This window comes from Mesorhizobium sp. dw_380, assembly GCF_018588885.1.
Classification (GTDB): Bacteria; Pseudomonadota; Alphaproteobacteria; order Rhizobiales; family Rhizobiaceae; genus Mesorhizobium.
Genome location: NZ_JAFFIW010000003.1, coordinates 152,803 through 167,092, shown reverse-complemented (window position 1 = coordinate 167,092; position 14,290 = coordinate 152,803). Strand labels below are relative to the sequence as shown.

At 64.8% G+C, this 14,290-nt stretch carries 12 protein-coding genes; 5 read left to right on the top strand and 7 right to left on the bottom strand.

Features of this window, described 5'->3' with window-relative positions; genetic code table 11:
- Positions 1-204: 204 nt before the first annotated feature.
- Genes JT360_RS04095 through JT360_RS04085 form a run of 3 tightly spaced genes read left to right on the top strand, consistent with a single transcriptional unit; the run spans position 205 to position 4,072 of the window.
- The gene (locus tag JT360_RS04095) at positions 205-1,791 is read left to right on the top strand and encodes a sugar ABC transporter ATP-binding protein (RefSeq protein ID WP_214470272.1); all 1,587 of its coding nucleotides are present in this window, start codon (positions 205-207) and stop codon (positions 1,789-1,791) included.
- Positions 1,788-3,107, top strand: a complete 1,320-nt coding sequence (locus JT360_RS04090; RefSeq protein WP_214470271.1) for an ABC transporter permease — start codon at positions 1,788-1,790, stop codon at positions 3,105-3,107. Before JT360_RS04095 ends, JT360_RS04090 begins: the two co-directional genes overlap by 4 nt.
- Positions 3,104-4,072: a substrate-binding domain-containing protein gene (locus JT360_RS04085; protein ID WP_214470270.1), complete on the top strand. Its 969-nt coding sequence runs from the start codon at positions 3,104-3,106 to the stop codon at positions 4,070-4,072. Before JT360_RS04090 ends, JT360_RS04085 begins: the two co-directional genes overlap by 4 nt.
- Before the next feature lie 46 nt (positions 4,073-4,118).
- Here JT360_RS04085 and JT360_RS04080 read toward each other — a convergent pair whose 3' ends face one another.
- The 6 genes from JT360_RS04080 to JT360_RS04055 are packed head-to-tail and all read right to left on the bottom strand — an operon-like array spanning position 4,119 to position 11,231.
- Entirely contained in the window at positions 4,119-4,580 is a 462-nt protein-coding gene (locus tag JT360_RS04080; RefSeq protein ID WP_214470269.1) for a MarR family winged helix-turn-helix transcriptional regulator, read from the bottom strand.
- Entirely contained in the window at positions 4,577-5,161 is a 585-nt protein-coding gene (locus tag JT360_RS04075) for an amino acid synthesis family protein (RefSeq protein ID WP_214470268.1), read from the bottom strand. The genes JT360_RS04080 and JT360_RS04075 overlap by 4 nt, the downstream gene beginning before the upstream one ends.
- Complete coding sequence (locus tag JT360_RS04070; protein WP_214470267.1) at positions 5,154-6,035, bottom strand: UPF0280 family protein; 882 nt, start codon at positions 6,033-6,035, stop codon at positions 5,154-5,156. The genes JT360_RS04075 and JT360_RS04070 overlap by 8 nt, the downstream gene beginning before the upstream one ends.
- Entirely contained in the window at positions 6,035-7,576 is a 1,542-nt protein-coding gene (locus tag JT360_RS04065; RefSeq protein WP_214470266.1) for a 6-hydroxynicotinate reductase, read from the bottom strand. The genes JT360_RS04070 and JT360_RS04065 overlap by 1 nt, the downstream gene beginning before the upstream one ends.
- Positions 7,573-10,383, bottom strand: a complete 2,811-nt coding sequence (locus tag JT360_RS04060; RefSeq protein ID WP_214470265.1) for a molybdopterin-dependent oxidoreductase — start codon at positions 10,381-10,383, stop codon at positions 7,573-7,575. Before JT360_RS04060 ends, JT360_RS04065 begins: the two co-directional genes overlap by 4 nt.
- Positions 10,380-11,231, bottom strand: a complete 852-nt coding sequence (locus tag JT360_RS04055; RefSeq protein ID WP_214470264.1) for an FAD binding domain-containing protein — start codon at positions 11,229-11,231, stop codon at positions 10,380-10,382. Before JT360_RS04055 ends, JT360_RS04060 begins: the two co-directional genes overlap by 4 nt.
- Before the next feature lie 259 nt (positions 11,232-11,490).
- Between JT360_RS04055 and pncA the strand changes: the two genes are divergently transcribed.
- Positions 11,491-12,105 (top strand): bifunctional nicotinamidase/pyrazinamidase, encoded by a 615-nt coding sequence (pncA, locus tag JT360_RS04050; RefSeq protein WP_214470263.1) that lies wholly within the window; start codon positions 11,491-11,493, stop codon positions 12,103-12,105.
- Positions 12,106-12,154: 49 nt separating this feature from the next.
- On the top strand, positions 12,155-13,567 hold the full coding sequence (locus JT360_RS04045; RefSeq protein WP_214470262.1) for a sodium:proton antiporter: 1,413 nt from the start codon (positions 12,155-12,157) through the stop codon (positions 13,565-13,567).
- Here the strand turns inward: JT360_RS04045 and JT360_RS04040 are convergent, their stop codons facing one another.
- The gene (locus tag JT360_RS04040) at positions 13,568-14,290 is read right to left on the bottom strand and encodes an ABC transporter ATP-binding protein (RefSeq protein ID WP_214470415.1); all 723 of its coding nucleotides are present in this window, start codon (positions 14,288-14,290) and stop codon (positions 13,568-13,570) included.

The window sequence follows — 14,290 nt, the reverse complement described above, 5'->3', positions numbered from 1 at the left end:
ACGCTGTCTCGTCCGCTTGGATGTCGCCATTTTCGAAACGTTTCGCCGATGTTTGTTCGCTATACCTACGGAATGTCGAGGGTTTTCGCAAGAATTGAAAAGGGCCAATCCTACGTTATCAGATAAGCGGTTTGACATGATCGAAACGTTTAGATTAGCGTTTGGATGAAATTTGACGAGGACGGAAGGGAGGCCGCCATTGTCATGGAGCACAGAAGTTCCATCGCCCATGGGCATGCTTCGGCGGCGGACCAGTCCAACGTCGTCCTGAGCGCCGAGCGCATTTCCAAGAGCTTCGGCGGCATCGCCGCCCTGGTGGATGTCGGCTTCGAATTGCGGCGTGGCGAAGTCCATGCCTTGATGGGCGAGAACGGCGCCGGCAAGTCGACGCTGATGAAGATTCTTTCTGGCATCCATACCGGCTACGAAGGCGCGGTCAGCGTCGATGGCCGGCCGGTGAGTTTCGCCGGCGTGCGCGATGCCGAGGATGCCGGCATCGCCATCATCCATCAGGAACTCAACCTGGTGCCGGAATTGAGTGTCGCCGACAACATCTTCCTCGGCCGCGAGAAGCTGATCGTCGGATTGATCGTCGACCGCAAGGCGAGCAGCCGCGGGGCGGGCGCCCTCCTGCAGCGGCTCGGCATCGAACTTGATCCTGAAGCGCGCGTCGGCGCCTTGCGCGTCGGCGAACAGCAGCTGGTCGAGATCGCCAAGGCGCTGTCGATGTCGGCGCGCATCCTGATCATGGACGAGCCGACCTCGGCGCTGTCGCCGGCCGAATGCCAGCGCCTGTTCCGCATCATCCGCCAGCTTGCCGAAAGCGGTGTCGCCATCGTCTACATCTCGCATCGCATCGACGAGGTGATGCATCTGGCCAACCGCGTCACCGTGTTCCGCGACGGGCGCCATGTGCTGACGCGGCCCATGGCCGAGCTGGACGAGAATGCCATCATTTCGGCGATGGTCGGACGCGACCTGCTCGCATCCTCCCAGGAGGAGCGGGATCCCGGCGGCCGGACCGTGCTTTCGGTCAGCAATCTGTCGCTGTCGAAGCCCGACCGCCACGGCTGGCGGCAGGTCGTCGATGGTGTCAGCTTCGATCTTGCGGCCGGTGAAATCCTCGGCATAGGCGGCCTTTTGGGTTCGGGCCGCACCGAGATCATGGAAGCGATCTTCGGCTCGAGCGATGGCCGTGCCGGCGGCGAGATCCGGCTCGACGGCCGGTCCGTGGACATCCGGTCGCCGCGCGATGCCAGGCGGCTGGGCATTGCGCTAGTGAGCGAGGACCGCAAGACGCAAGGCCTGCATCTGCAGGCCTCGATATCGGACAATGTGGCGCTGCCGCTGGTCGGGTCGCTGGCGCGTTTCGGCATCCGCTCGCTGGCCGGCGAACAAGGACTGGCGCGGCAAGCGGTCAGGGCGCTCGGCATCCGCTGCCGGGACATCGACCAAGCCGCCGGCACGCTCTCGGGCGGCAACCAGCAGAAGGTCGTCATCGGCAAATGGCTGGCGACGAGGCCGCGAGTGCTTTTGCTGGACGAGCCGACGCGCGGCATCGATGTCGGCGCCAAGCGCGAGATCTACGACCTCATCTTCAAGCTTGCGCGCGATGGCCTCGCCATCGCCGTCATCAGTTCCGAACTGCCGGAATTGCTGCATCTGTCGGACCGCATCCTGGTGATGGCCGACGGCCGCCAGACAGGCATTCTTTCCCGCGACGCGGCAAGCGAAGAGGCCATCATGCGCCTTGCCGCACCGCGCCGGACCCTATCGAGACCAGCCGCATGACTGCCCTGAAGCTTCTCTCCCGGACCAAGCTCTATTGGGGCCTGATCGCCATCTTCCTGATCGGCGTTCTGGGCTCGCCGATGAGTTCCAAGGGCAACAACATCTTCCTGTCCTACGGCAATCTGCTCGACGTGCTGCGCCAGGTGTCAACCACCGGCCTGATCGCCACCGGCATGACGGCGGTGATCATCACCGGCGGCATCGACCTGTCCGTCGGCTCGCTGATGGCCATCTGCTCGGTGGTCTGCGCCATGCTGCTGACGGTTCCGGGCGTGACACCGGGTGTCGTGCTGGGCGTGCCGACCGTCGCCCTGGTGGCGCTTTGCCTCGGTTTCGTCATCACCCGCTTCATCTTCCTGAACCTTGCAAAATCCCGCGCTGGCCCGGATGCCGCCACCCGCGATGTCAGGCTGGACGGCGTTCGTGGGCTGGTCACGCCAGCAATCGTCGGCGTGATCCTGTGCTGCGTTTCCCTGTGGTATCTGCTGCCGCAGATCGAGCCCAAATTCGGCGTGTTCGGCGTGCTCTTGGTGGCGCCGTGCGTGGGGCTGCTGTTCGGCGCGATCAACGGCTTCATCATCGTTGCCGGGCGGCTGCAGCCCTTCATCGTCACGCTGGCGATGATGGTGACGGCACTCGGCATCGCCCGGCTCACCGCAGGCCAGAACAATGCGGTGCTGCCGGTCTACACCGGCTCGAACGCCACCGCCGATTTCGAGATGCTGCGCTCGCTGGTGTTCGGCGTCATCCCGATGCCCGGCCTGTTCTTCCTCGGCGCGATCCTGATCTACGGCGCCGTGCTGCGCTTCACGCCGTTCGGGCGCTATGTCTATGCCATCGGCGGCAATGAGGAGGCGGCTAGGCTTTCCGGCATCGCCGCCGGCCGCGTCAAGATCGCCACCTATGCCATCTCCGGCCTGCTGGCCGGCATCGCCGCCGTGCTCTATGTGGCGCAGTACCGGCAAGGCAAGCCCGATGCCGGCGCCGGGTTGGAGCTCGACGCCATCGCCGCCGTGGTCATCGGCGGCACCAGCCTGATGGGCGGACGCGGCAGCCTGACCGGCACGTTCTGCGGCGTGCTGATCTTCGGGCTGCTCTCCAACATATTGCAGCTCCACAACATCAATTCGAACCTTCAGCTGGTGCTGAAGGGGATGATCATCATCGGCACTGTGCTCGTGCAGGAGCGCAATGCCGGTGATCTCCTGGCATATCTGCGCCTGCCCGGCGGGCAAGCGGCGCGCAAGGAAACGGCCGCAGCCAAGCGGCCGTCGCAAGAGACCCCGTCTCTCAATCTCGGAGGAAACAAGAAATGAAAAGACGTGACATGCTGAAGCTTGCCGCAATTGGCGCGGCACTGCTGACCACCACCGCGCTGCTTTCGACCGGCAATGCCTTCGCCCAGGACAAGAAGTGGAAGATCGGCTTCTCGCAGGTGACCACGATCGAGCCCTGGCGCGCCCAGTTCAACAAGGACATAATTGCCGAAGCCGCCAAGCATCCCGAGGTCGAGCTGATCATCACCGACGGCGAGGACAAGACCGAGAAGCAGGTCGCCGATGTCGAGAACCTGATCCGTCAGGAGGTCGACGCGCTGCTGGTGTCGCCGAAGGAATCCGCCGGCCTCACCGGCGTCGTGCAGCAGGCCATCGACGCCAAGATCCCGGTCTTCGTGCTCGACCGCAATGTCGACACCAAGGATTACACGCAGTTCGTCGGCGGCGACAACAAGCTGATCGGCCGCGCGGCCGGCGAGTATGCCGTCGAACTGCTCGGCGGCAAGGGCAAGGCGAAGGGCAATGTCGTCGAGATCTGGGGCGGCATGGGCACCCAGCCGGCACATGACCGCCATGACGGTTTCCATGAATTCACCGACAAGGAGCCGGGCATCAAATACCTGCTCGACCAGCAGTCGGGCGACTGGAAGCAGGACCAGGCCTATAATTTGATGGCCAATGCGCTGAAGAGCAACGAGAAGATCGATCTCGTCTACGGCCACAATGACCCGATGGCCTATGGCGCCTATCTCGCCGCCAAGGATGTCGGCCGCGAAAAGGACATCAAGTTCATCGGCATCGACGGTCTGCCCAACGAGGGCGTGCAAATGGTGAACAAGGGTGAACTGACGGCGACCTTCACCTATGTCACCCCCGGTGCGGAAGGTCTGCGTCAGGCGATCAAGTTCCTCAAAGGCGAGAAGGTCGAAAAGACCATCACGCTGCCGACTGAGAAGATCACCAAGGAAAACGCCGCTAAGGTGCTGAAGGCCAACGGCCTCTGAAACGATACTTTTCTGCCGGGCGCTGATTGGCGTCCGGCAGGATCACCTACGCCAGCTTGGCCAGCAGCTTCATGAAGGTGGCGATCTCCTTGGCCGAGAGCGGCGCCAGCGTTTCCCTTGTGATCTCGCGGGCCAGCGGGATCAGGCGTTCGATCGCGTCGCGTCCTTCGGCGGTCAGGTTGACCAGCAGCCGCCTTTTGTCGACCTCATGCTTGGAAAGCTCTACCAGGCCGCGCGCCTTCAGCCGGTCGATGACGCCCTTCACCGTCGCCGCATCCATCGCGATCAGCGTGCCGAGCTGGTTCTGCGAGGTCTCGCCGACATCGCGCAGCTTGGCCAGTGCCGCGAATTGCGGCGGCGTCAGGTCGCCGATATGCGCGGCGAAGATCGAGACATGGCGCTGGTGCGCCTTGCGCAGGATGAAGCCGACCTGCTCCTGCAGGAGGTAATCCTGATCGTCGGCCTCTTCGGCCTCGACCAGCTTGAGCAGATTGTCCCCGTCGCTCACCGCAGCCCGTCCCAGGCTTTTATGTCATCGGCCGCCAGACCGCCCATGCGATTGTGGACGCGTGGGCCGCACGTCATGGCCAGGCAAAACAGGATCTCATCGGGGCGCGGGCCATCGCTGATGCCGACCTCCATGGCGTCGAAATGGCTGCGCACGTAAGCCGCGTTTATGTGGCCGAGCGGCACGTCGAGCTTCGAGCCGAAGGCGCCGACCTTCTTGGCCGACGGCACGATCGCCTTGGCGTCGCCGAGCCGCTCGCGCATGGCATAGCCGCCCGGCACATGCCACAGCGCACCGTGCTCGAGTTCACCTGCCGTGCCGACAATGGCGCCCTTGCCATAGCCGTCGATCTGTTTGACATCGCCGCCGAGTGCGGCGATCAGTCGGTCGGCGAGCAGCAGGCCGAGTGGCTTCAAATCGTCCATCGCGCTCTGCAGGTCTTCGACATAGCGCCCGGCGAACGGGTTCTTGACCACGGCCATGGCGGCGGCACGCCGGCGCGGGACTTTTGCGACCGGCCCGCCCTCATGAAAAATCTCTTCGCTCAGCACCGCGATCTTGCGGACCGGAAACTCAGGCATGGGCAACTTCCTTCCCCTGACGTTTGTTGGGCGCGGCAAGCGCCATGGAACCATCGACGCTGATATGGCCGGCAAGGAACAGCGCCGACGCGGCGATCAATCCCCTTCGGCGGAAATCTTCGGCGACGGCAAGCCCGCTGTCCAGCGCCGTGGCGATCTCGGCTGGAGAAAGCCGGCCGACGCCTTGTGTCACCAGCCTGTCGCCAAGGTCGCTGTCAGGCGCCAGCTCGCGCGCCGGCACACGCCGGATGGCCGGATGGCCGGGCAGGTCGACGGCATTGGCGATCAGCGTCGCGGCCGCATCGGCCTCGGCGCCGGTCTTGGCGAGCACGGTGACGGCGTCGGCGATGCCGAGCGAAAACGAGCGCCCGCGCCAGCCGCTGGTGGCAACGCCGTGCACCCCGTCCTCGGCATGGATGACGATGCGATCGGCCAGACCGTGGCCGATGCCGGCGATAGCAAGGGTCATCGACTGGCCGGCGCTCAGATGGATCGCGCTGTCGCCGCCATTGTTGACATAGGCGCGATCGAGCTTTCGGCCGGCGAGCAGTGCCCCAAGTATTTCGTCGGCTACTGATCCCGCGACGGCGGCCATCGGCGTGATGAATTCTTCCGCCAGCGGCACGACCGCCGCCTCCATCCGCCGCGCCGTTGACCCGGAGAACAGGCGAGGACGCAACGACGCGGGACGTCGCAGTTCCGGAAGTTCATCAACCAGCTCGGCTAAAATGGTCTGGAACCGTGCCACGGCCTGCTCATAGGCCTTGCGGCATTCCAGCGCCTCGCCAAAGACCTCGACGATCAGGTCGATCGGCCCATGGTTGAGATGCAGCCGTTTGCCGCCCTGCAGCCAATGCGCTTGCGGACCGTCCATCATCCGGCCCCGTTCGCGGGCGTCCGGCGCAATTGCGCCAGTGGCGGCCATGGATTGCCCGATGACGCGCCGGTGCCGCGGCGCGCATTGAGGTATTCGCCGCCCTTGGCAACGATGTCGTCGACGCTGCGGATTTCGGCCTCGTAGCCGCCGAGCCTGACATAATCGTCGCGGCGCAAGGTGAATTCGATCGGCGCCACCAGCGCCGGCGTCGGCACATAACCGAAGGCGCCTTCCGGAACCCGTGTGACATCGACCATCAGCGTGATGCCGCCGCCCGGCCAGACATAGGCCGGCGCACCACCGACCGTGACATAGGTCTTCAAGCCTTGCACCGAACGGGTGAGATTGACCGGGTTTTCGGTGACGCCGGCGCGCAGCGAACCGCCGGCGCCGCCGATGAACAGCACGGTGCACAGCGCCGGCTCGCAATTGTCCTCGATCAGCTCGACCGACTTTTGCAGCCGCTCCGGAAACGGCTTTTGGACCGGCTTCAGATCGTCGTCGAGTTCGTAATAGGCGAACTGCTCGCCGGTGGTCGAAACCATCAGCATCGACAGGCCGGGACGTGCGCCCTTCTTGGCGTTCCATTCGCCGAGGATCGACAGCGGGTCGGAAATGCTGGTCCCGCCCCAGCCGAGGCCGGGCTCCGACACCTTGAAATAGCGGCCCGGTGTTGAGCGGCGGCCGATGATTTTTATCCCCGTATCCTGCCAGCCCAGCACCTTGCCGGCCTGATGCTCGGAGACGACGCCGGTGATGTGGTCGTCGACCACCACCACCTCGTCGACCAGCCCGCGCCATTGCGTGGCGAACATGCCGATGGTCGCCGAACCGCAGCCGACGCGCATGCGGTGTTCCTGCTTGCCGTCGATGACAGGCGGTTTGCCGGCTTCGACGGTGATGGTGGCGCCGCCGTCGATGCTCAGTTCGACCGGCTTGCGGTTGCACAGATTGAGCAGCGCGTCACAGGTGGCGCGGCCTTCCGCTTTGGAGCCGCCGGTCAAATGATGCACACCGCCCAGCGACAGCATCTGCGAGCCGTACTCGCCCGTGGTGACATGGCCGATCGCCTCGCCTTGCGATCGCACGACAGCCGTTTCGGGTCCGATATGGCGGTCGGTATCGATCTTCACCTTGACGCCGCAGTAGGAGAAGATGCCCTCGGTGACCACGGTCACCAAATCGACGCCCTCGACCTCCTGGCTGACGATGAAGGGGGCTGGCTTGTAGTCGGGATAGGTGGTGCCGGCACCTATTGCCGTGACGAAGCGGCGGCCGGTGTTGACCAGTTCGCCGTCCCATGCCTCGCCCTCGGCGACGAACGGCACGATTGCCGCGCCGGTCTCCGCCGCATGGTCGAGAATGGTCAGCGGATCCATGCGCACGATCTTGCCGCCGGCATTGCCATAGCGGTCGCAGGCGCCGGTGCGGCCATCCGCGATGTAGCACATGACAGGGCAGGCATCGCAGCGGATCTTTTCCGCCACCAGCTTCTCGCCGGGATCGTGGGTTTCGAAGCGCTCGGCAAGCTCGCTCATCGGCGTGCCTCCTTTTCGCGAATGGCGGCGCGGATACGCGTCGGCGTCGCCGGAACCTTGGTGACCAGAACGCCGGTGGCGTGGCGGATGGCGTTGAGGATCGCCGGCGCCGTCGGGATCAGCACATGCTCGCCCAGGCCCTTGGCGCCGAACGGCCCTTCGGGATCGGGAACCTCGACCAGTATGGTCTCGATCGGCGGCACGTCACCGATCGTCGGGATGAGATAGTCGTGCAGGTTTTCGGTGCGACCGGGAATGTACTCTTCCATCAGCGCCATGCCGATGCCTTGCGCGATGCCGCCTTCTATCTGACCCTCGGCCAGCAGCGGGTTGATCGCCTTGCCGACATCGTGCGCGGCGGTGATCTTGATCAGCCTCACCGTGCCGAGCGTGAGATCGACCTCGAGTTCGGCGATCTGCGCCCCATAGCCATAGACGGCATAGGGCTTGCCCTGTCCCTTGGCATCGAGCGGCAGCGTCGGCGGGTCGTAGGTCTCCTCGGCGCGGAAGACGAAGCCATTGCCGTCCACGTCGAGCGAGGCGAGATCGATACGGCGCGTGGCTTCGCCCTCGCGGATGACGATTGCCACGCCATCGAGCTGCATGGAGGCTTTTTCAGAGACATTGGCGAAGCGCAGGATCGTTTCGCGCAAGGCCCGCCCTGCTTTTTCGGCTGCCTTGCCGGTCACAAAAGTCTGGCGCGAGGCCGAGGTCTTGCCGGCATCGGGGCTGATTGCCGTGTCGGCGCTCTTCAGCCGGAATTTGTCCAGCGGCAGGCCGAGCGCGTCGGCGCAGATCTGGCTAATGACGGTGTTGGAACCCTGGCCGATATCGACGGCGCCTTGATGCAGGATGACATCGCCAGATGGCGAGATGCCGACCCGGATGGTCGATGGATTGGGCAGCGATGTGTTACCGCAGCCATACCAGCAGGAAGCCACGCCAACGCCGCGCTTTTTGTCCCGGTGGGCATTGTTGAAAACATCCGCATCCGAGGTCGCACGCGCCCAATGCGGCCGCAGGGCCTCGAGGCATTCCGCAATGCCGACACCGGACTCCAGGAGCTGACCAGTAACCGTTTCGGAGCCGTTCCGAAGGCAGTTTTTCAGGCGAAAATCGAGGCGGTCGACGCCGAGCTTGCCTGCCAGTTCGTCATAAAGCGTCTCTTGCATGATCGTCGCCTGCGGCACGCCGAAGCCGCGGAAGGCGCCGGAGATCGGGCCATGGGTGTGGACGGCGCGGCCCTCGGCGCGGTAGTTCGGCGTCGCATAGGGGCCGGAGGCATGCACCGGCACGCGGTTGGCCACGGTCGGGCCCCAGCTCGCATAGGGGCCGGTGTTGAAATCGCCCGTGAAGGTCATGCCAGTGACATGGCCGTGGGCGTCGGCGCCGATGGTCGCCTTCATCTCGGCCGGATGACGCTTGGTGGTCGACATCATCGATTCGTTGCGGGTGTAGGCAAGGGCGGCCGGCCGTCCCGTCTTCAGCGCCACCAGGCCGATCAGCGGCTGCAGCGAAACGTCGAGCTTGGAGCCGAACCCGCCGCCGGTCGCGGTCGGCACGATGCGCACCTTGTCGACGGCAAGGCCAAGCACCTTCGCTGTGTCGTCACGATCCATGTACGGCGCCTGGGTGCAGGCGACGACGACCAGCGTGTCGCCATCCATATAGGCATGGCCGGCTTCGGGCTCGATATAGGCGTGCTCGACATAGGAGGTGTCGATCGCGCCGGAAACCGTGACGGCGGCATTGGCAAGCGCTGCCTCGGGGTCGCCGCGTTCGACGAAGCCCTTGGTCAACAGGTTGGCCGGGCGGTTTTCATGGATCAGCGCAGCGCCTTCGGCCTGCGCTTCGCCAGACTGCAGAAAATGCGGCAGTTCGGTCCAGCGGACCGGAAAGTCCGACAAATCGAGATCGAGCATCGCCTCGCGCTCGCCGGCAACCAGCGCCACCGCCTCGCCGCGAAGCCGCGCAAACCCGTCGGCCAGTGCCGGCTGGTCGGCGAACGGGCCGATAACGCCGAAACAGTTTTTCCCCGGAATATCGGCCGCCGTGAACACACCGGTGATGCCGGGATGGGCCTTCACCCAGCTAGCGAGATCGCCGAAGGTGAAGCTGGCATGGTAATGCGGCGAGCGCACCACCAGCACGCCAAGCGCATCCGCCGGGAAGGAATCGCCACCGAATTTCTCAGCTCCGGTCACCTTCGGCACGCCGTCAAGCCTGACAGGTGACGAGCCAATGGCGTGTCCGGACTGAGGCAGGCGGAAATCCAGGCTTGCCGTTTGCAAAGAGGCATCCACCACCGCCGCGATGATCTTCCGGTAGCCGGTGCAGCGGCAGAGGATGCCGCCCAGAGCGTCCTGCACCTCGGTCTCGGTCGGTCTGGGCTTCGTGTCCAGCAGCGCGGTTGCCGCGACCAGCAGCGCCGGCGTGCAGATGCCGCATTGCGCGGCGCCATGGGCGAGGAAAGAGGCCTGCAGCGCCGACAGCCGGCCATTGGCCAGTCCTTCGACCGTTGTCACCGATGCGCCGGCGGCTGAGGCAGCCGGCATCAGGCAGGCACAGACAGGCGCGCCGTCGACCAGCACCGTGCAGGCGCCGCAATCGCCGGCGTCGCAGCCGACCTTGGTGCCGGTGAGCAGCAATTCGTCACGCAAAACCTGTGACAGGCGGCGCAACGGCGGCACGTTGATGGACACGTCGACACCATTGACCGCGAAGGCAATGTCGGCGCGCTCAAGGCCATGCGGAACGCCGCCCAAATCGGGCAGAGCTTCTCGGGCTTCAGGCAGGACCTGGCTCATGCCGCCACCATGTGGTGTATCGGTCCGGCGGCTGTCAGCAAAGCCCGGGCAACGATCTCGCGCACGGCGTCGAGCCGGTACTCGGCGCTGCCGCGCACATCGGTGATTGGGGACAGCTCAGCCATCGGCGCGGCCAGGACCGCATCGGCGAGCCCGCCCTCAGCCGGCAAGCCGCGCAACGCGGCCTCGACACCGGCGAGCCGCTTGGCGACGGCCGAACACGAACCGACCGCGACAGCCGCATCCGTGACAATGCCGTTCTCCACGACCAGACGCGCCGCCACCATGGCGATGGAAATAACGAGATAGCGCCGCGCCCCGAGCTTGACGAAAGCCGACGTGCCGATGGGTTTTGGCACGCGGATGGCGGTGACCAATTCGCCTGGCTGCAAGGCCGTGCGGCGATTGCCGAGGATGAAATCCGGCAAGGGCAGATGGCGCGTTGCCGCCGCCGAGCGCAGCTCGACCTCGGCGTCGAGGACAAGCAGGCCCGGCACGCCGTCGGCGGCCGGCGAAGCGTTGCAAAGATTGCCGGCGACGGAGGCGACGTTCTGGATCTGCTCCGAGCCGACTTCGCGCGCGGCCTGTTTCAGCGCGTCGAAGGCCGGCGGCAAGGGGTGGCGGATGATGTCGGTCCACGTCGTGCGCGCGCCGATGACCCAATGACTGCCGGTCTCGGCGATGCCGCGCAGCGTCGTCAGACCGTTGATGTCGAGGACATTGTCGCGGAACGGCTTGCTGCCTTGTGCCGGATAGAAATCCGTGCCGCCGGCCAGAATGCGCCAGGCGCCCTCGCCAAGCAGCGCGAGCGCCTCGTCGACCGTGGTGGGTTTCGCGTAACGGATCACGCTTTGCCTTCCAAAAAAGAGGCCTTCCAGAACCGGTACTTCGAAAGATCCTTCCGGCGTCACGGCCGGGCAAATTCATTCGTATGCAAATGATATCAAGCCGGCAGGAATTGTCAAAGCCAGAGTTTGCCGCAGCTCCGCCACCACGCATTTGTTATGCTTCCAGAGGTTGACGCAGGCGGCCATCTGGTCAAGTTTCTGCCTCCGGTCGCGTCAGCGGCATTTTCCACTGGAGCCCGCATACAGAAGAGGAAAGCCCATGGCCGACGAAGCGCTTGTTGTCATCGACCTGCAGAACGACTTTTGCCCGGGCGGCGCGCTTGCCGTGGCCGGCGGCGACGAGATCGTGCCGCTGGTCAACGATATGATCCGGCATGCCGACCATGTCGTGCTGACGCAGGACTGGCACCCCGCCGGCCATTCGAGCTTTGCCTCCAGCCATCCAGGCGCGCAGCCCTTTACCATGATCGACATGCCCTACGGCCAGCAGACATTGTGGCCGGACCATTGCATCCAGGGCAGCCTTGGCTCGGATTTTCACTCCGGCCTCGCCTGGACCAAGGCCGAACTCGTCATCCGCAAGGGATTTCGCCCCGCCATCGACAGCTACTCGGCTTTCTTCGAGAACGACCGCACGACGCCCACCGGCCTCGCCGGCTATCTCAGGGAACGCGGCATCGACACCTTGACCCTGGTCGGCCTGGCGACGGATTTCTGCGTCGGCTTTTCGGCGCTCGACGCCGTCAGCCAGGGCTTCAAGATCACCGTCCGGCTCGATGCCTGCCGTGGCATCGATCTCAATGGGTCGGTCGATGCCATGCTGCATCGCATGCGCGACGCCGGCGTGACGCTCGAAGATCATTTGTCGGACTGAATCGGCTGTGGGGCGTCCGAGGGGGTTTTCGCCGGTTTCAACAGGAATGATGGTGGGCGCAGCAATCGCCGCCGCCACTATGCTGTTTCCGACACAGGCCTTCGCGGCCGAGGAGCACGGTCTGCCCGGCGCCGCGATGTCGCTGTGGTGGGCGCTGCCTTTTGCCGGATTGCTGCTGTCGATCGCCACCGGCCCGCTGCTGTTCCCCCATGCCTGGGAGCATCATTACGGCAAGATCACTGCCCTGTGGGCGGCGCTGGTCGTCGTGCCGCTGGCATTGGCCTTCGGCGTCCCCTCGGCGACAGAGGCGGTGCTGCACGCGCTGCTCACCGAATACATGTCGTTCATCATCCTGTTGTTCGCGCTCTACACCATTTCGGGCGGCATCCTGCTTGCCGGCAACATTCACGGCACGCCGCTGGTCAATGCCGGGCTGTTGGTTGCTGGCGCGATCCTGGCCTCGGTGATCGGCACCACCGGCGCCTCGATGATCCTGATCCGGCCGATCCTGCGCGCCAACGACAACAGGCCGTTCAACGCCCATATCGTCATCTTCTTCATTTTCCTGGTTTCCAACATCGGCGGCTCGCTGACGCCGCTCGGCGATCCGCCTCTGTTCGTCGGCTTCCTGCGCGGCGTCGATTTCTTCTGGACCACCACCAACCTCTACCGGGAGACCTTCTTCGTCGGCCTCGTCGTGCTGGCCGTCTTCTTAGGCATCGACATCATCCTGCACCGGCGCGAGGCCGGCGCACCGAAGATCAAGGATCCGACGCCGGATACGAAGGTGCGCCTGCGCGGCCTCGCCAACCTTCCGCTGCTGGCTGGTGTGATCGGTGCGATCCTGCTGTCGGCGGCCTGGAAGCCGGGCGTGAGTTTTCCCGTGTTCGGGGTCGGTCTCGAACTGCAGAACCTGGTGCGCGACGCCATCATCCTCGCGCTGGCCTTGCTGTCGCTTCCCCTCTCATACAAGAGCCACCGCGAAGCGAACGGCTTCACCTGGGCTCCGATCGCGGAGGTGGCGAAATTGTTTGCCGGCATTTTCATCTGCATCGTGCCGGTCATCGCCATCCTCAGGGCCAGCCATGAGGGGGCACTGGCGCCGTTGGTGTCGCTTGTCAGTTCTCCCTCGGGCCAGCCCAACGATCTCGCCTATTTCTGGCTGACCGGAGCGCTGTCGTCCTTCCTCGACAATGCACCGACCTATCTGGTGTTCTTCGAGCTTGCCAGCGGCGACCCTCGACACCTGATGACCGAGTTCGCTTCGACGCTTGCCGCGATCTCGGTGGGCGCCGTGTTCATGGGCGCCAACACCTATATCGGCAATGCGCCCAACTTCATGGTCTATGCCATCGCCAGGCACCGCGGCGTCAAGATGCCCGGCTTTTTCGGCTACATGGCGTGGTCCGGGCTGGTATTGATCCCGACGTTTCTGGTTGCGGGCTTTCTGTTCTTCGGGTGATCAACCCACGCCCACATACCGCCTGACCGCCGAAGGGTCGGCGCGCAGGTCCGCGACGTCGACCGTCTCGCGGTTGCGGCCGTTCTCAATAAAGCAAACGCGGTCGGCGACCGACAGCACCGCGTCGACCCGCTGTTCGACCAGGATGGTCGAGACGCCCATGTCGCGCAGCATCGCCACGGTCTCGCGGATCTTGGCGATCATCGACGGCATCAGCCCTTCGGTCGGTTCGTCGAGCAGCAGCACCTGCGGCTCCAGGCACAGTGCGCGCGCCATGGCCAGCATCTGCTGTTCGCCGCCGGACAGAGTGCCCGAGCGTTGCCTCAGCCGCTGGCGCAGTAATGGAAAAAGCTCGAGGACATTTTCCCGCACGGCCTTGCCCTTGCCGCGCGCCATCAGCCCGATCTCGATGTTCTCCGCCACGGTCATCTCGGCGAACAGCCGCCTTCCCTGCGGCACATAGGCGACGCCGGCCTTCGGCACGTCATGCGCCGGCAGGCCGGTCAATTCCCGGCCGGCGAGCTTGATCGAGCCCGCGCTTGAAGGAACCAGTCCCATGATCGCCTTCAGCGCCGTCGTCTTGCCGGCGCCGTTACGGCCAAACAGGCACAGCACCTCGCCCTTGTTCAGCACCAGATCGAGCCCATGGAGCACCTGGACAGCGCCATAGAAGCAGTCCAGTCCCGAGATCGCCAAGGCTTGCGTCTTGCCCGTCTCCGTCAT

Bases quoted from the DNA above. Each gene is read 5' to 3' on its own strand.
- JT360_RS04065 (WP_214470266.1), bottom strand. From the start codon at position 7,576: ATGAGCGAGCTTGCCGAGCGCTTCGAAACCCACGATCCCGGCGAGAAG.
- JT360_RS04060 (WP_214470265.1), bottom strand. From the start codon at position 10,383: ATGAGCCAGGTCCTGCCTGAAGCCCGAGAAGCTCTGCCCGATTTGGGC.
- JT360_RS04070 (WP_214470267.1), bottom strand. From the start codon at position 6,035: ATGGACGGTCCGCAAGCGCATTGGCTGCAGGGCGGCAAACGGCTGCAT.
- JT360_RS04090 (WP_214470271.1), top strand. From the start codon at position 1,788: ATGACTGCCCTGAAGCTTCTCTCCCGGACCAAGCTCTATTGGGGCCTG.
- JT360_RS04095 (WP_214470272.1), top strand. From the start codon at position 205: ATGGAGCACAGAAGTTCCATCGCCCATGGGCATGCTTCGGCGGCGGAC.
- JT360_RS04040 (WP_214470415.1), bottom strand. From the start codon at position 14,290: ATGACGGAGACGGGCAAGACGCAAGCCTTGGCGATCTCGGGACTGGAC.
- JT360_RS04085 (WP_214470270.1), top strand. From the start codon at position 3,104: ATGAAAAGACGTGACATGCTGAAGCTTGCCGCAATTGGCGCGGCACTG.
- JT360_RS04075 (WP_214470268.1), bottom strand. From the start codon at position 5,161: ATGCCTGAGTTTCCGGTCCGCAAGATCGCGGTGCTGAGCGAAGAGATT.
- JT360_RS04045 (WP_214470262.1), top strand. From the start codon at position 12,155: ATGGTGGGCGCAGCAATCGCCGCCGCCACTATGCTGTTTCCGACACAG.
- pncA (WP_214470263.1), top strand. From the start codon at position 11,491: ATGGCCGACGAAGCGCTTGTTGTCATCGACCTGCAGAACGACTTTTGC.